This is a genomic window from Bradyrhizobium sp. ERR14 (assembly GCF_014198235.1).
Lineage (GTDB): Bacteria > Pseudomonadota > Alphaproteobacteria > Rhizobiales > Xanthobacteraceae > Bradyrhizobium.
In genome coordinates this window covers 112037-128303 of sequence record NZ_JACIHD010000011.1, presented here as the reverse complement: position 1 = coordinate 128303, position 16267 = coordinate 112037, and the positions used below count along the sequence as shown (strand labels likewise).

General features: G+C 65.7%; 16 protein-coding genes. 9 read left to right on the top strand and 7 right to left on the bottom strand.

Annotated features, from left to right (window positions below; all coding sequences use genetic code 11):
* The first annotated feature begins 255 nt into the window (after nt 1-255).
* Nucleotides 256-1872 (top strand): DUF882 domain-containing protein, encoded by a 1617-nt coding sequence (locus GGD62_RS27065; protein ID WP_183236193.1) that lies wholly within the window; start codon nt 256-258, stop codon nt 1870-1872.
* Nucleotides 1873-1998: 126 nt separating this feature from the next.
* Here GGD62_RS27065 and GGD62_RS27060 read toward each other — a convergent pair whose 3' ends face one another.
* The 3 genes from GGD62_RS27060 to GGD62_RS27050 form a co-directional block, all read right to left on the bottom strand.
* Nucleotides 1999-2424, bottom strand: a complete 426-nt coding sequence (locus tag GGD62_RS27060; protein ID WP_183711156.1) for a DUF1801 domain-containing protein — start codon at nt 2422-2424, stop codon at nt 1999-2001.
* Nucleotides 2425-2572: 148 nt separating this feature from the next.
* The gene (locus GGD62_RS27055; RefSeq protein WP_014492426.1) at nt 2573-2845 is read right to left on the bottom strand and encodes a DUF2312 domain-containing protein; all 273 of its coding nucleotides are present in this window, start codon (nt 2843-2845) and stop codon (nt 2573-2575) included.
* A 197-nt stretch (nt 2846-3042) separates the two neighbouring features.
* A complete protein-coding gene (locus GGD62_RS27050) occupies nt 3043-3354 on the bottom strand; it encodes a DUF1244 domain-containing protein (RefSeq protein ID WP_028140305.1) in 312 nt (103 codons plus the stop codon).
* Between the two features lie 177 nt (nt 3355-3531).
* Here GGD62_RS27050 and GGD62_RS27045 point away from each other — a divergent pair, with 177 nt between their 5' ends.
* Together GGD62_RS27045 and pyk are read left to right on the top strand one after the other, a co-directional pair.
* A complete protein-coding gene (locus GGD62_RS27045; RefSeq protein ID WP_183711154.1) occupies nt 3532-4125 on the top strand; it encodes a DUF1036 domain-containing protein in 594 nt (197 codons plus the stop codon).
* Entirely contained in the window at nt 4122-5558 is a 1437-nt protein-coding gene (gene pyk, locus GGD62_RS27040; protein ID WP_018317789.1) for a pyruvate kinase, read from the top strand. Before GGD62_RS27045 ends, pyk begins: the two co-directional genes overlap by 4 nt.
* Nucleotides 5559-5709: 151 nt before the next feature.
* Here the strand turns inward: pyk and GGD62_RS27035 are convergent, their stop codons facing one another.
* On the bottom strand, nt 5710-6390 hold the full coding sequence (locus tag GGD62_RS27035) for a TetR/AcrR family transcriptional regulator (RefSeq protein WP_026201906.1): 681 nt from the start codon (nt 6388-6390) through the stop codon (nt 5710-5712).
* A 114-nt stretch (nt 6391-6504) separates the two neighbouring features.
* On the opposite strand from GGD62_RS27035, the gene GGD62_RS40965 reads away from it, so the two are divergent.
* Nucleotides 6505-6684 (top strand): hypothetical protein, encoded by a 180-nt coding sequence (locus tag GGD62_RS40965; RefSeq protein WP_246800306.1) that lies wholly within the window; start codon nt 6505-6507, stop codon nt 6682-6684.
* Between the two features lie 140 nt (nt 6685-6824).
* A complete protein-coding gene (locus tag GGD62_RS40960) occupies nt 6825-7115 on the top strand; it encodes a phosphatase PAP2 family protein (RefSeq protein WP_246800308.1) in 291 nt (96 codons plus the stop codon).
* Here GGD62_RS40960 and GGD62_RS27025 read toward each other — a convergent pair.
* Nucleotides 7108-7272 carry a Flp family type IVb pilin gene (locus GGD62_RS27025; RefSeq protein ID WP_018317786.1) on the bottom strand — a complete coding sequence of 55 codons (165 nt, stop codon included), beginning with the start codon at nt 7270-7272 and terminating at the stop codon, nt 7108-7110. The genes GGD62_RS40960 and GGD62_RS27025 overlap by 8 nt on opposite strands.
* 415 nt (nt 7273-7687) lie before the next feature.
* On the opposite strand from GGD62_RS27025, the gene GGD62_RS27020 reads away from it, so the two are divergent.
* The 4 genes from GGD62_RS27020 to GGD62_RS27005 all read left to right on the top strand — a co-directional run bounded on the left by GGD62_RS27020 (nt 7688) and on the right by GGD62_RS27005 (nt 12694).
* Entirely contained in the window at nt 7688-9178 is a 1491-nt protein-coding gene (locus GGD62_RS27020; protein ID WP_183711152.1) for a hypothetical protein, read from the top strand.
* A gap of 102 nt (nt 9179-9280) precedes the next feature.
* A complete protein-coding gene (locus GGD62_RS27015; RefSeq protein ID WP_183711150.1) occupies nt 9281-10873 on the top strand; it encodes a hypothetical protein in 1593 nt (530 codons plus the stop codon).
* Nucleotides 10874-11006: 133 nt separating this feature from the next.
* Nucleotides 11007-12002, top strand: coding sequence for a glycosyltransferase family 2 protein (locus tag GGD62_RS27010; RefSeq protein WP_183711148.1), 996 nt, complete (start codon nt 11007-11009; stop codon nt 12000-12002).
* 8 nt (nt 12003-12010) lie between these two features.
* Nucleotides 12011-12694 carry a class I SAM-dependent methyltransferase gene (locus GGD62_RS27005; RefSeq protein ID WP_210317944.1) on the top strand — a complete coding sequence of 228 codons (684 nt, stop codon included), beginning with the start codon at nt 12011-12013 and terminating at the stop codon, nt 12692-12694.
* Between the two features lie 2 nt (nt 12695-12696).
* Here GGD62_RS27005 and GGD62_RS27000 read toward each other — a convergent pair whose 3' ends face one another.
* A complete protein-coding gene (locus GGD62_RS27000) occupies nt 12697-14142 on the bottom strand; it encodes a hypothetical protein (protein ID WP_183711144.1) in 1446 nt (481 codons plus the stop codon).
* A gap of 170 nt (nt 14143-14312) precedes the next feature.
* Nucleotides 14313-16238, bottom strand: a complete 1926-nt coding sequence (gene ftsH / locus GGD62_RS26995; protein ID WP_018317780.1) for an ATP-dependent zinc metalloprotease FtsH — start codon at nt 16236-16238, stop codon at nt 14313-14315.
* Nucleotides 16239-16267: the final 29 nt, after the last annotated feature.

Sequence of the window (16267 nt, the reverse complement as noted above, 5' to 3'; positions counted from 1 at the left end):
CGGCTTTTCGAATTTCACAACGATATCAACGGCCCCATCCCATGGATGGGGCCGTTTAACGTTAACCATTGTCCACCAGGCTCCCGGCACCGGGCGTTTTTTTGCCACACTCAACGGGTTAGGATTGTAGTCTGACTTGGTTTGGGGGCGGGAAGGTCAACCTCGAATTAACCTTCTCGCTTTAAGAAAGCGTTCATCCTCTTTCGCGCTGCTACGGGGTTGGCGGGAGAGTCCATTTGAACGCTCGTCGACTGGGTGGGCTCATACGTGCTGACTGGTCTCGCACGCCAATTAACTGTGCTGTCGTTGTCCCATGCGGGAGTGAAGACCGGTTCGCGGATCGGCCTCGCTGCCGTATTGCTGCTTGCGGGCGCAGGCTCGGTTCACAACGCCGCCGCGCTGAACGAGACCAAGACGCTCTCCTTCCACCACACCCATTCCGGCGAAGACCTGACCGTCACCTTCAAGCGCGATGGCCGCTATGACGAAGCGGCGCTGAAGCAGCTCAACCACTTCCTGCGCGACTGGCGCACCCAGGACGAGACGGTCATGGACCGCCGCCTCTTCGATATCCTCTGGGAAGTCTACCGCGACGTCGACGGCAAGCAGCCGATCCAGATCATCTCCTCCTACCGCTCCCCCGCCACCAACGCCATGCTCCGCCGCCGCTCCTCGGGTGTGGCGCGCGCCAGCCAGCACATGCTGGGCCATGCGATGGACTTCTACATTCCGGGCGTGGCGCTGGAGCAGATCCGCTTCGCCGGCCTGCGCCTCCAGCGCGGCGGAGTCGGCTTCTATCCGACCTCCGGCTCCCCCTTCGTGCATCTGGATACCGGCAGCGTCCGGCACTGGCCGCGGATGACGCATGACCAGCTCGCCCGCGTCTTCCCGGACGGAAAGACGGTGCATCTGCCGACCGACGGCGTGCCGCTGAAGAACTATGAGCTCGCCAAGGCCGAGATCGAGCGCCGCGGCAATGGCGACGACTCCAGCAGCAGCAAGCCGAACTTCTTCGCCGCCTTGTTCAAGAGCAAGTCCGCCGCTCCGGCCGCCAGCAGCGACGAGGACGACGAGGGCGCGCCCGCCCCGGCCGCCAAGCCGGCGACACCGACCGTGGTCGCAGCCGCCGCCAAGCCCGCCGAACCGGTGCCGACGCCGCGTGCCAAGCCGCAGATCCCCACCGCGATCCAGCTCGCCTCGGCCGATGCGCAGCTCGTTGCACCGCCCAAGCCGAAGCCCGCGCCGGTGGCCGACAAGCCCGCTGCCGGCAAGCCGGAGACCCCGGCCGACATCATCAATGCCCGCGGCTTCTGGGATGATGTCCCGGCCGCGCCGCAGCAGGCGACGCCGGCGCAAATCGCTGCGCTGAAGGCCCGCCAGGCCCTTGCCGCCGCCGCCGATCCGCAACCGACCGCGAGCGTGTCCAACGCCGCCCTTCAGGCGCTGGCTTTTGCGCCGGCCGCCTCCCCGGTCGATCGCGCCAATGTCGTCGCCGCCTCCGCGCCGATTCCGCGCTCGGCCCGTCCCGCGTCGCGCAACATCGCTCAGGCGACCGAAATCAACACGGTGGTCGGCAAGAGCGTCGACGGCGCGGTCGCGACCGCGACCCGCCTCTCCGCCGCCAAGAGCGAGAGCATCTGGCTCAAGATCGTGATGCTGTCGCCGAGCGCCAGCCGCGCGATGTCGGTCACGCTGATGGGCGAGCTCGATACGGCGGCGCTGCGCGGCTATTTCGTCAAGCCGCAGGCCGTGATCGCGATGGGCTTTGTCGACGACCCGATGCACGGCCTGTCCTGCGACAGTTTTTCGGGCAGCGCGACCGCGAAGCTCCAGACGACATCGTTCGTCATGCGTACCGCCGCGCTGCGCTGAGGCGCCGAGCTACCTCCACGAATTCAGTCTCGTCGCCCGGACGGAGCGCAGCGCAATCCGGGAGTCGCGCCGCGAGCAACGACGGCCCCGGATTACGCTTCGCTCCATCCAGGCTACGAGAGCGCCCTACCGCGCTTTCCTCGCCCGCCGGTCCAGATGATACGTCAACGCCAGCGACAGGCAGACGGATAATTCCCGCTTCGGCAGCCGGCCCGCCACCGGCAACAGCAACGCCCGCGTCTGCCGGTACTCGAATTGATCGGGAAAGCGTTCGCGGAAGCTATCGATCAGCGTCGTCTTGCAATTGAACAGGATGGCGGCATGCGCGGAGTCTTTGACGCGGCCAAGCCGGATCGTCGAGCCGCTGCCGGTCTGATCGGTTAGATAAGCCGGCTCGCCCCATTTCAGCGTCTCGGTGAGCCGGCCGACCTCTTCATGCGCCGCGGCGGTCGCGAAGATCAGCGCACGCACCTGAAGCAGCCGCTTGCCGATCGGCGCCGGAAGAGCGCCGAAGGCACGGCTCACCTCGCGCGGCGGCGATGGCGCAGTCATTCGCGACTCCGTTCGCAAACGAAACACGCGCAATTTGTAGCCCGGATGGAGCGCGGCGCAATCCGGGGATTGCTTTAACACTGCGAGAGCCCGGATTTCGCTGTCGCTCCATCCGGGCTACGGCAGTCGTGCTTGAGGCGCCAACGCCTCAGAGCATGCCCAGCGCCTGCATGTAGGTCTCGAGGATGGTCTCGGCCTCGGCGCGCTCGTTGGGGTCCTGCTTGCGCATGCGCACGATGGTGCGCAGCGCCTTGACGTCGTAGCCATTGCCTTTGCTTTCGGCATAGACGTCGCGGATATCGTCGGAGATCGCCTTCTTCTCTTCCTCCAGCCGCTCGATGCGCTCGATGATGGATTTGAGCTGGTCCTTGGCAAATTTCGTCGCGGGCTCGTCGTCGCGGACGGCGGCGGAGGTGGCCATCTAGGTACTCCCAATGGAACTGGCAAAACGAGTGACGCCGGCATCCCTCACCGCGCGTGCTGGTAGACCCTTAGGGTTGGTACCGACGGCGTTCAAGGCAGCATCGCGCTCGTCCACAGCGCGCCCACACCTTCCTGCGGCGAGGCCAAGAAAGCTGTTGTGTGGTGCGACTCAGGCGAGGCGCGCGCCCGGGCCGTTCAGTGCCCGTGCCCGTGGGGATGGACCTTCTTCATCGTCTCGAGCTGTTCGGGCGTGGCCGTGCCCTGGTATTTCGACTTCCAGGTCTCGTAGGGCATGCCGTAGACGGCTTCCCGGCTCTCGTCCTTGCTTAAGGCGACGCCTTGGGCGTCGGCGGCTTCCTTGAGCCAGTTGGACAGGCAGTTGCGGCAGAAGCCAGCCAGATTCATCATGTCGATGTTCTGGACATCCGTCCGCGACTTCAGATGATCGACCAGACGGCGGAAAGCGGCCGCCTCGAGCTCCGTTCTGGTTTTGTCGTCGATTGCCATGGCTGTATCCCTGGTATCCCCTTGGGCCTGACCCGATGGAGGTCACCCTTACGGGATCAGGTGGGTCCTGTCACAGATTTTGCCATATCCCGGCGCAAACCGACCCGAACCCGGCCTTGAGGCAGTTCCCCGGCCCCTACGCCAAATCGTCAATGATCTGATATAGCTTCCGCGACAATGATCGCCGAATCTCCCCGCTCCCCCCTTCGCATGCTCGTCCGGTTGGTCCCGGTGCTGGCGATTGGCCTGCTGTGCTTGTGGGGCAGCCCCGCCTCCGCCGATTTCCGTCTCTGCAACAACACGTCGAGCCGGGTCGGCATTGCGCTCGGCTACAAGGACGCCGAGGGCTGGACCACCGAGGGCTGGTGGAACATCTCGTCCCGCTCCTGCGAGACCCTGCTGCGGGGAACGTTGGTCGCCCGTTACTATTACATCTACGCCATCGACTATGACCGCGGCGGCGAGTGGTCGGGGCAGGCCTTCATGTGCTCGCGCGACAAGGAGTTCACCATCCGCGGCACCGAGGATTGCCTCGCGCGCGGCTATGACCGGACCGGCTATTTCGAGGTCGACACCGGTGAGCAGCGGGCGTGGACGGTGCAGCTTACCGATGCCAACGAACAGCCGGCGCAGCAACGCGTACCCGGCCTCCCCGGTCCGGTTGGCCCGGGCGGGGTTCCGGGTTTGCCCAATAGCCCGCCCGGTGGTACGCCCCCCGCCCCGCCTGGCCTCCCGCCAGCTCCCTCGCCCCCGTCTGGAAATAAGCCATGAGGCGTCTTCGCCGTATCAAGATTCTCGCGACCCTGGGCCCAGCCTCTTCAGACCTCGCGATGATCCGCCGCCTGTTCGAGGCCGGCGCCGACCTGTTTCGCATCAACATGAGCCACACCCCGCATGACAAGATGCGGGAGCTGGTGGCGACGATCCGAAACGTCGAGAGCAGCTATGGCCGGCCGATCGGCATCCTGGTCGACCTGCAGGGCCCGAAGCTCAGGCTCGGCTCCTTCGCCGAAGGCTCGGTGCAGCTACAGAACGGCCAGACCTTCACGCTGGATTCCGACAAGGCCCCCGGCGACACCACGCGCGTCCACCTGCCGCATCCGGAGATCCTGGCGGCGCTGCGGCCCGGCCACGCGCTGCTGCTCGACGACGGCAAGGTGCGCCTGATCGCGGAGGAGACCTCGAAAGAGCACGCGGTGACGCGGGTCGTGGTCGGCGGCAAGATGAGCGACCGCAAGGGCGTCAGCCTGCCCGACACCGACCTGCCGGTCTCCGCCATGACCTCGAAGGACCGCGCCGACCTCGAGGCGGCGCTCGTCACCGGCATCGACTGGATCGCGCTGTCCTTCGTGCAGCGCGCCGACGACGTGATCGAGGCCAAGAAGATGATCCGCGGCCGCGCCGCGGTCATGGCCAAGATCGAGAAGCCGCAGGCGATCGACCGTCTCGCCGACATCATCGAGGCCTCCGACGCGCTGATGGTGGCGCGCGGCGACCTTGGCGTCGAATTGCCGCTCGAGCGCGTGCCGAGCCTGCAGAAGCAGATGACGCGGATGGCGCGCCGCGCCGGCAAGCCGGTCGTGATCGCAACCCAGATGCTGGAATCGATGATCCAGTCGCCGGTGCCGACCCGCGCCGAAGTCTCCGACGTCGCCACTGCCGTCTATGAGGGCGCCGACGCCATCATGCTGTCGGCGGAATCGGCGGCCGGCAAATTCCCGGTCGAGGCGGTCTCGACCATGAACCGCATCGGCGAGGAGGTCGAGCGCGATCCGATTTATCGTTCCGTGCTCACCGCGCAGCGCCCCGCGCCGGAATCCACCGCGGGCGATGCCATTGCCGACGCCGCGCGGCAGATCGCCGAGACGCTCGACCTGCCCGCCCTGATCTGCTGGACCTCATCGGGCTCGACCGCGGTGCGGGTGGCGCGCGAGCGGCCGAAGCCGCCGATCGTGGCGATCACGCCGAACATCACCGCCGGCCGACGGCTCGCGGTGGTCTGGGGCGTGCATTGCGTGGTGGCGGAAGACGCGCGCGACCAGGACGACATGGTCGGCCGCGCCGGCCAGATCGCGTTCCGGGACGGTTTCGTCCGCGCCGGCCAGCGCGTGATCATCGTCGCCGGCGTGCCGCTCGGCATCCCCGGCACCACCAACATGGTGCGCATCGCCTCGGTCGGCCCCGAGGGCGACGCGATCATGTAGGCCCGCCAGGGCACGCCAAACAAAAAGTCGAAAAACAACCCCATGCACAGTAGCCGGAGGGCCCGGCGAGCCTGCTGCGGTTTTGCGAAAAGGCTCGCTCAGTCAACCAGCTGAGCGCTGTCAGGCCGGCCGCTTCGTGCGCACCGCGATTTCACGCCCCAACGAGCGCCTTCGCGGTCGGCAGCAGCGTCTGCTGCACCACCAGACCCCGGGCGCGGGCGTCCATGACGCCGACGGCACGGAGCGCCAGCAGCGTCACGGTCTGCACTGCATCGCGCATCTTGACGGGATCATCGAGATTGTCAGGCGCAAGCGGCCCGACCAGGGCCTCATGCAGCGCGCCGAGCAAGGCGGTGGCAGCGAGTGCGGTGTCCTGCGCCGGCAGGTGACCGGCACGCACGGCTGCGTCGATCCGGGCGGCAATCTCGCCGGCAATCTCCCGCCGGCTGGCAAGGCGGGAGGCGCTGACATCGACATCAACAGGTTCGGCCAGAATGCCCCAGGCCAGCCGCCGCTGCGACAGGGTATGGACCGCCACGGTGGTGACGGCGGCCGCCAGCGCCGAGGACGGCCCCGGCGCGGCATCGGCCGCCCGGCGGATCGCCGCGAGCTCATCGCGGGAGACCTCGGCAATCAGCTCGGAGATCAGCTCGGCCTTGGAGGGGAAGTAGCGGTAGACCGTGCCGGCCGCGACATTGGCCCGGACCGCGACGGGCGCGATCTGCACCGCCGCCATCCCGCCTTCCGCCGCAGTCTCCCGCGCCGCCGTCAAGATCGCACTGCGCCGCGCCGCAAGGCGCTTCACCACTTGATGCGTCCGCCGATAAACCATGGCGCGCTTCCTGTCCCACACGCCTGCCGCACGCCCTGCGGCTAAACGCTTCGTCACGCAAAAGATGCAAATCGCCCCGCAAGGACTGAACAACTATTCAGGCGGGATGACAAGATGCAAATGCGTGGGAGCGCCACCGGAGAGGCCGCGCCGCAAACGCGCACCATGCTCGACACGGACTCCCGGACCGCCTGGCAGCTCTTCCACCTCAACTGGTTTCCGATTCTCGGGATGGCCACCCTGCTGGCGCTCGGCCTCCCCTCGACCGGACTGAGTCTCGAGCCGGTCGCCTAAGGTGTGACCCTGGCAATCGCCGCGGCGCTACTCGCGGCCGCCTATGGCCACCGGCTCGTCAAAGGCGAGCTTGCCGGCTGTTCTCTCTGTCCGGCATCGTCTCGTTTCCGACCTTTCACGCGGCGTCGGCCGTGCTCTATATGTGGGCGTTGTGGCCGGTGCGTGGCATCGGCGGCATCGTGGCCGTGCTCAGTCTGTTGATGATCGCGGCGACGCCGGTGATCGGCGCGCATTTTATCATCGACGTCGCTGCCGGCGCCGCGCTCGCCGCAGCCTCGATCTGGGCCGCGAAATTCTATCTCGACCGGAGTTACGGCGTGTGGGTCCGCAGCGCCGGCTTCGTTAGGGGCCTTGCCGGCCTCGCCCAAAAGAAAAGAGCCCCGTCAGCGACGAGGCTCTCAGAAATTCGCAGTTCGTCCGGTCTTACTTGAGGCCGGTCGAGATCGCGGTGAACTTGGTGTTCAGCGTGGTGCCGAGATTGTTGACGACGGTGATGATCGCCAGCGCGATGCCGGCAGCGATCAGGCCGTATTCAATGGCGGTGGCGCCGGATTCATCCTTGAGGAAACGCGCAACGAGGTTCTTCATAGAGTGCTCCAAATGAGTACACGAGGCTACAACTGATCTGGTCTTTTCGGCTTCCCAGCGCCGCCCGACCATGGAACCGAACGTAGAGGCAAAGAATTGCGCCGCAGTTAATTCGACTGCGTAAACACCGAGCGCTTCGCGTGTATTCGCCGATGGTAAATTGAAATCTAAAACAATCTGTTAAATTTGTCGGGACCTGAAACCGGCGTGGCCTGCCGGTTTACCCGAAGTTATGACCGCCCGTGGTCCAATGCCGCCCGCTCGGACTGGCGCGCGATGAGATAAATCGTTCATCGCGCTTCAGGTGATTGCTCGAGCATGATCTTCTCGGAAACCGCACCTCACTTTGCGCCAACGCGGCCCGCCGGGTCCGGATCATGCCCGACCGACAAGAACAACAGGACGACGAGGCGGCATGTCACTTTCCTTTGCCAACAGCATCGCGGCGCAGAGCCGCGCGAGGGCCCTGGTGCCGCTGTGTGTCGGTGCCGGCGTCTATCTGTTCTTCCTCTACCTCGGCGACACCCGGCTGCAGGACTCCGACTCGTTCTGGCAGGTGAAGATCGGGCAGTGGATCCTCGATCACCGCGCCATGCCCACCACCGACTTCTATTCGTTCACGCGAACGGGCGCGCCATGGATCTCGACGTCGTGGCTGTCGCAGGTGCTGTTCGCCTATTCCCATGCGCAATGGGACTGGGCAGGCCCCGTCATCCTCACCGCGGTCGCGGTCGCGGTCACGGTCGCGATCTTCATCTATCTGCTCGATGCTCAGATCGAGGCACCACGCGCAGTGCTGTTCGCGATGCTGGCGCTGCTGCTGTCGGCCCATCACGTGCTGGCGCGGCCGCATATCCTGGCGCTGCCCGTCATGGTGGCGTGGGTAGGCCTGCTGATGGCAGCTGCCGACCGCAAGAGCGCGCCGTCCTGGACTTGGCTGCCGCTGATGGCGCTCTGGGCGAATTTGCATGGCGGCTTCGTGCTGGGCCTCGTGCTGATCGGCCCGATCGCGCTCGAGGCTGTCGAGCACGCCGAGAAGGGCCGACGGCTCCAGCTGTTCATGCGCTGGGTGTTGTTCGGAATCGGCGCTCTGATCGCGAGCTGCTGCACGCCGTATGGCTGGCGGACGCTGCTGGGCGCGACCAATATTCTCGGCCTCGGCGAACTGCTGTCGCTGATCTTCGAATGGATGCCCGCGAACTTCTCCACGTTCACCCCATTCGAAGGCGCCCTGCTCGGCTTGATCGCATTCGGCTATTATCGCGGCCTGGTGCTGTCGGCGCCCCGGATCCTCCTGATCCTGTTCCTGACCTGGAGCGCGCTGACCCATGTCAGGAGCATCGAGGCATTTGCCTTCCTCGTGCCGCTGGTGCTGGCAAAGCCGCTCGGCGAGATGTTCCCGCGCGCGGCGCCTGACGCCGCCGGGGCCGGGCGCTGGCCCGCCCGCTATGTCACCGCGCTTGGCGCGCTGATGATCGTGGCGGCGAGCTGGACTTCGACGTCGCTCTACATGGCGCACCACCGCTTCAGCTTCACGACGACGCACACGCCGGTTGCGGCCGTCGACGTGCTCGAGCAACGCAAGGTGCAGCGCATCTTCAATGCCTACCAGTTCGGCGGCTATCTGATCTCGCGCGATATTCCGGTCTTCGTTGACGGTCGTGCCGAGCTCTATGGCGAGAAATTCGTCATGGACTTCTTCAAGGCGACGGAGGGCAAGAAGCCCGAATTGCTGCCGCGCCTGCTCGACGAGTACAAGATCGACGCGACGCTGCTGGTTGCCGATGCGCCGGGCCCGCAGATCCTCGACCAGATCAAGGGCTGGAAGCGGATCTATACGGACGACGTCGCCGTGATCCATGTGCGAGACCATGCGGACGGCGCGACCGCGGCGCCTTCGAAGTGAGAACCTACTTACGGGCGCGTACGCGTAATCGTGAGACGTCCTTCCAAAGGCGGCGTGGACGCGACCTGGCACACCACGCTCAAACCCCGGCGATCCCGCGACATGTCCTCTTTTGACAGGCCGATTTTGACAATCCCGGCTCGGCTCGGCTCGGAGCGGTCCCTTGCGATCGCCGTTCTTGCGGTGCTGGCGGCGGTCTCCTTTCTTCCGGTGCTGCTGACCCCCATTCCTGCGATGGTGGATTATCCCAATCACCTCGCCCGCATGTACATTCTGAGCCAGAGCGGCACCCCCGATGCCAATCCGCATTACGAGGTGGCCTGGGCCTTCTATCCCAACCTTGGAATGGATCTGCTGGTGCCGCAGCTGGCGCGGCTGATGAGCGTCGAGAACGCCACGCGGCTGTTTCTGCTGCTGAGCCAATTGCTGATCGTCGGGGGCGCGCTGCTGCTGGAATGGACCCGGAAGGGACGGGTCCATCTTGCCGGCTTCGCTGCACTCGCTTTCCTCTACTGTCTGCCGTTCAGCTGGGGCTTCGTGAATTTCGAGTTTGGCCTCGGCCTCGCTCTCTGGGGCATCGCAATCTATCTGATGCTGGCCGAAGGCCCATGGCCGCTGCGCTTCGTCGCCAACGTGCTGTTCGTCGCTGCGCTCTACGCGGCGCATTTCTTCTCGCTCGGCATCTACGGTGCGACGCTTGGCCTCTACGAGCTCTCGCGCATTCGTCAGCAGCGAATATCGTACCGGGTGGCGGCCGCGCGGCTCGGCGCGCTGGCCCTGCCGGCGCTTGTGTTGTTCGGGATCATGCAATTGACCGCGGGCTCGATCGGAAGCGAAGGGACGAGCTGGTTCTTCGGATTCAAGCCGATTTGGCCGCTGCGCATCCTGAACGGCTACAGCCTGACGGCATCGGCAGTGACCGGGCTGGCGCTGATGATCTCGTTGCTGTTCGCTGCAAGGCGCGGCGTCCTCAAGCTCGAGCCGGCCGGCCTCTGGCTGGCGATCGGCTTTGCACTGCTTTACCTCGTCATTCCCTCGAAGCTGTTCGGAACCGCGTTCGTCGACCTTCGCGTGATTCCCGCTGCAGCTCTGATCCTGCCGGCCTTCTGCTCGCTGTCGCTGCCCAGCCGGGCCTGGAGAACGGCTGCGCTCGCCGCGATCAGCGGCATCATCCTGATCAATCTCGCAGTCGTTTTCGCGGTGTGGCTGCCTTACCGCGCCGACTATGCGGCGATCATCGCCTCGTTCCAGAAGATCGAGCGCGGCTCACGCGTTCTCGTTGGCAGCACGGGCGACAATGGTGATCCGCCCTTCGCCGACCTCACCTCGTATCCGATGTACTATGCGCCGACGCTGGCCGTGCACTATGCCAACGCATTCGTGCCCAACCTCTTCACGGAAGCGGGCAAGCAGCCGGTGCGGCCACGCGAGGCCGTGCGCCGCCTTGCCATTCCCTACGGAGGACCGGTGCCGTCGGAGCTGCTTGCGGCGATCGCAACGAGACAGCCGCCGGGGGACGTTCCGCCGTTCATCCGCACCTGGTACCGGGACTACGACTATCTCTATGTGCTCGGACCGCCGGCCGCGAACCCGCTGCCGGATCTGCTGGAGGTGTTGGACACCTCGGGGCGATTTGTTCTCTACAAGATCCGCCGCAGGTCCCAGACCGACGCCGCGGCTGCACCGCATGGTTAATCGGGCATCGCCATTCCGTTCCGCCTCCGCCCTCAATCGCCCGAGGGCCTAGATCCTTAACAGTTGCGGCAAGGCGACCTTAACCACCGCCGAACTAGACTCCCGCCCCTGCAACCCAGCCGGATTCTCTCGCATGGCGGCCAATTCCAGATCGATCCGCTACAGCCTCGTCATCCCCGTGTTCAACGAGGAAGCCGTGCTGCCGGTCCTGCTGCGCCGGCTCGACCTGGTCTTGTCCCGGCTCGACGGTCCGGCCGAAGCGATCTTCGTCGACGACGGCAGCAGCGATTCCAGCTCGATCGTGCTCCAGGCGCTCGCCAAGCGCGATCCGCGCTTTCGCTATATCGGCCTGTCGCGAAATTTCGGCCATCAGGTTGCCATCACCGCCGGCATGGACGCCGCGGAAGGTGAGGCGATCATCGTGATGGATGCCGATTTGCAGGATCCGCCCGAAGTGATCGAGCAATTGATCGCAAAATGGCAGGAAGGCAACGACGTCGTCCACGCCCGCCGCCTGTCACGCGAAGGCGAAAGCCGGTTCAAGCGTGCGACGGCGCATCTGTTCTACCGGCTCCTCGGCAGGATGTCCTCGGTCGGCATCCCCGCCGATGTCGGCGACTTCCGCCTGATCGATCGCAAGGTGCTCGACGCACTCAGGCAGATGCCGGAGCAGGATCGATTCGTGCGCGGCATGATCGCCTGGCTCGGTTTCCGGCAGGCCGAGGTCGCCTTCCACCGCCTCGAGCGCGCTGCGGGCGAAACCAAATACCCGCTGTTCAGGATGGTGCGGCTCGCGGTGAACGCCGCGCTCGGCTTTTCCGATCTGCCCCTGCGGCTTGCGATCTGGTGCGGCTTGACGGTTTCGGGACTGGCCCTGCTCTACGGCGGCTGGGTGATCCTGCTGTGGCTCAGCAAGGACAGCCATCTCGTCACCGGCTGGTCGTCGACGATCGTCGTCGTCTCCCTGCTGTGCGGAATCAACATGCTGATGACCGGCATCGTGGGGCTCTATGTCGGCCGCATCCATGCCGAGGTGAAACGCCGCCCGCTCTATGTGGTGCAGACGCGCGCCGGCTTCGATCGCAACGAGGCGGCGGCAGCACCTGCCATCCACGCCGTCAACGAGTGACCCGGCGCATGAGCGAGCTCTTCGACGACTATCACGCCAACTACCGTGACGTTGTCCAGTCCTCGATCGACTTCTCCGGCTTGCCGCATGATTTCTTCATGCGCGCGAAGGCCGATCTGCTGCGCAGTCTGATCGCGCAGCGGCTGAACACCGAGAGGCCCGACATGCTGGACGTCGGCTGCGGCGTGGGCAGCCTTCATCCGCTGCTGCACGGCATGGTCGGCTGCTTGAGCGGTATCGACGTTTCGTCGGCCAGCCTGGCGCAGGCCCGCGCGGCCAATAGCGGGGTCGACTACCGCGAGTTTGACGGCCGCAGTTTTCCCTTCGAGGACGCCAGCTTCGATCTCGTGACGGCCATCTGCGTGATGCACCATATCGTGCCGGCCGAATGGACGCATTTCATCACCGAGATGCGGCGGGTGGTACGCCCCGGGGGGCTCGTCTGCGTGATCGAGCACAATCCCTACAACCCGCTGACACGTCTTGCCGTTGCCCGCTGTGAGTTCGACCGGGACGCCGTCCTGCTCAGTGCCGGCAAAACCCGAAAGCTGATGGCTGCGGGCGGCTTGCGCGAGATCGGCGCCCGCCATTTCCTGCTGCTCCCCTGGGACACCAAACCCGCGCGTCGCCTCGAAGATGCCCTGAGCGGCGTGTCGCTCGGCGGCCAATACGCGGCCTTCGGGACCGTCTGACTTTATCTTTGCGGCGTATCCCGCCGCTTGTGCACGACCGCCACGTCGTCGCTGTAGACGCGTTGCCACTGCGGCAGCCGGTCGAGCATCGCGACCGCCGGTGTCCGCGGCGCGAGCAGCGTCGCGCCAATGTCGTATTCGTCGAGCAGCTTGAGAAAATCTGCGAGGTCGACCAGCGCCAGGGCACGATTGTAGCGGTCGATGAACGGCCCGCCATACAGTTCGCCGCGACCATCGATAAAGGTGGGAATGCCGGCAAAGATCAAATAGCCGCCGAAGGAATAGTCGTTGAGCACACGCCCCGCCTTGGCGAGGTCGGCTTGAGCGATGGCAGCCTGAGGGGTGATGACGGGAGCCGGCCGTATGTCGCGCGCCAGCGCCACCCCGCTCATCGCGATCAGAACACCGAACGCGGCCAGATTCAGGCCACGCGACGCACCCTCCGCATCGTCCGTGATCCGCCCGCCGAACTTCCTGCCCAAGGGAGCCGCCAGATAGAGTGGCGCCAGCATGGCCAGCAGATCCGCGTTGCGGACCTGCGCCAGTGCGAAATGGAGCAGGCCGATCACCACCAGGGCCCGCACGACCGGCAGCGTCACGCCGCGCGCGAGCGCAAAGATGCCGGCCAGCAGCAGCAACTCGAAGCCACCGACATGGCTGAAATCCTGCGGCCGCCATTCCCCGATCCAGGCGAGCGCAGAGCCGAGGCCGAGCGTCGTCAGCGGCATTAGCAGCGGCTCCGGCCCGTGCGGCGTCAGGCAGGACGCTGCGAGGGCAAGGGCCGAGAAGGGCAGCCATCGCAGCAGCACGCGCGGCCATTCGCTTCGCTCCTCACGCAGCAGCGCCTCGAGCACCGCCGGACCGATCAGCCCGAGCGCGAGCACGACGCTGCCATGCAGATTGGTCCACAGCACCAGCAGCGGCAGCGCCCAGTATGGCGGAGGCCCGCCGCGATCCATGCAGCGCACCAGGGCAGCCGCCCAGATCACCATCACCGGCAGCACGAGGACATGTGGCCGCGCCAGCATATGCGGCGCGAGCAGGATGACGGCCGCGATCACCATCAGCAGCGTCAGGGCCGGCGAGAGCTCGCGCAGCAGGAAGAAGGTGAACAGGCCGAAGGCGAGCGCTATGGCCGCTGCTGCGACGACGACGACGCCGGGCCAGCCGGACAATGCGTAGGCTCCGGCGTAGACGATTTCCGAGAGCCATTCGAACGTGATCCAGGGCGCGCCATGCTTCGAAAACGAAAAGGGATCGCTCTCCGGCAGGGTGCCACGGGCGATGATCCAACGCCCGACCTCGATATGAGAATAGCTGTCGGGATCACCGAGCAGCCACGGCCCAACGATCAGCAGCAGGGCATAGACACCGAGGCCCACTGCCCAAGGGAGCGCTGCACGTGCCGAAAACGGTTGAACCGCGCTGTGGACGACCTGGTCAGTCATGGCGGGCCAAAATAGGCCGCAAGCGTTAAGTTCTTCTTTAGTGATTCCCGCGTTTGCCCCGGAAGCCGCGCGCCTCGCTCGCGCCGGGGACGCCCTGCATCCACGAACCGCCGGCCAACAAAAAACGCGGCGTTTCCGCCGCGTTTTGCAATCTCATCTGTCGCCCGCGATTACGCCTGCGGCTGCGGCTCCAGGCCGGGATCCGCATCGGGCCGCGGGCGCGGCGACTTGCCGGCCGGGGGCACCGCCGAGGCGCGCGGCGTGCTCGGCTCGAGCACGGACTCGCGGTTCGGCTTCTTGCCCTTGAGCAGATCGACGATCTCGTCGCCGCTCAGCGTCTCGAACTCGAGCAGGCCCTTGGCGAGAGCTTCGAGATCGGCGCGCTTCTCGGTGAGAATACGCGTCGCTTCGTTGTAGCCCTCTTCCACGAAACGCCGGATCTCGGTGTCGATCTTCTGGACCGTCGCCTCCGATGCGTTCTGGGTGCGCGACACCGACATGCCCAGGAAAACCTCGTCCTGGTTTTCGCCATAGGACACGGTGCCGAGCGCCTCGGACAGGCCCCAGCGCGTCACCATCATCCGGGCCAGGCGTGTCGCCTGCTCGATGTCGGAGGACGCACCCGAGGTCACCTTCTCGCGGCCGAAGATCAGCTCTTCGGCCACACGGCCGCCCATCATGATCGCGAGCCGCGAGGTCATCTGCTCCAGAGACATCGACAGCTTGTCGCGCTCGGGGAGCTGCATGACCATGCCGAGCGCACGACCGCGCGGAATGATGGTCGCCTTGTGGATCGGATCGGTCGCGACGACGTTGAGGCCGACGATGGCGTGGCCGCCCTCGTGATAGGCCGTCAGCAACTTCTCTTCCTCGGTCATGACGAGCGACTTGCGCTCGGCGCCCATCATCACCTTGTCCTTGGCCTCTTCGAACTCGGCCTGCGTCACCATCCGCTTGTTGCGGCGGGCGGCGGTCAAAGCGGCTTCGTTGACGAGGTTCATCAGGTCGGCGCCGGAGAAGCCCGGGGTGCCGCGCGCGATGGTCTTGAGGTTGATATCGGGGGCCAGCGGCACCTTGCGAACGTGAACCTTGAGGATCTGCTCGCGGCCGACGACATCCGGATTGGGCACCACGACCTGGCGGTCGAAGCGGCCGGGACGCAGCAGCGCGGGATCGAGCACGTCGGGCCGGTTGGTCGCGGCGATCAGGATCACGCCCTCGTTGGCCTCGAAGCCGTCCATCTCGACCAGCAACTGGTTCAGCGTCTGCTCGCGCTCGTCATTGCCGCCGCCGAGACCGGCGCCACGGTGACGACCGACCGCGTCGATTTCGTCGATGAAGATGATGCAGGGCGCGTTCTTCTTGGCCTGCTCGAACATGTCGCGGACGCGGCTCGCGCCGACGCCGACGAACATCTCGACGAAGTCAGAACCGGAGATGGTGAAGAACGGCACGTTGGCTTCGCCCGCGACCGCACGCGCGATCAGCGTCTTACCGGTGCCGGGAGGGCCGACCAGCAGCACGCCGCGCGGAATGCGGCCGCCGAGGCGCTGGAATTTGCCGGGGTCGCGGAGGAATTCGACGATTTCCTGAAGGTCCTGCTTGGCCTCGTCGACGCCGGCGACGTCCTCGAAGGTGACGCGGCCATGCGCTTCGGTCAGCATCTTGGCGCGCGACTTGCCAAAGCCCATCGCCTTGCCGGCGCCGCCCTGCATCTGCCGCGACAGGAAGATCCACACGCCGATCAGGGCGATGAACGGCAGCCAGGAGACCAGCAGCGAGACGAACCACGGCACGTTGTCGCCCGGCGGCTTCGCGGTGATCTGGACCTTGCTGTCATAGAGACGCTTCACCAGCGTCGGGTCGCTGGGCGCATAGGTCTGGAAGCTGGAGCCGTTGGTGAAGGTGCCGTGAATGTCCGGCCCCTGGATCACGACGTCGCGCACATTGCCGCGGTCGACCTCGCTCAGGAGCTGCGAGAAGGCGATGTCCTGCGAGGAGGCCCGCTGACCTGGATTCTGGAAGAGCGTGAACAACGCCAAAAGCAGCAAGACAATAATGACCCAGAGGGCGAAATTGCGCAGATTGGCGTTCATCGATCTTCCTTCGTGGTCGCGCGGATCGC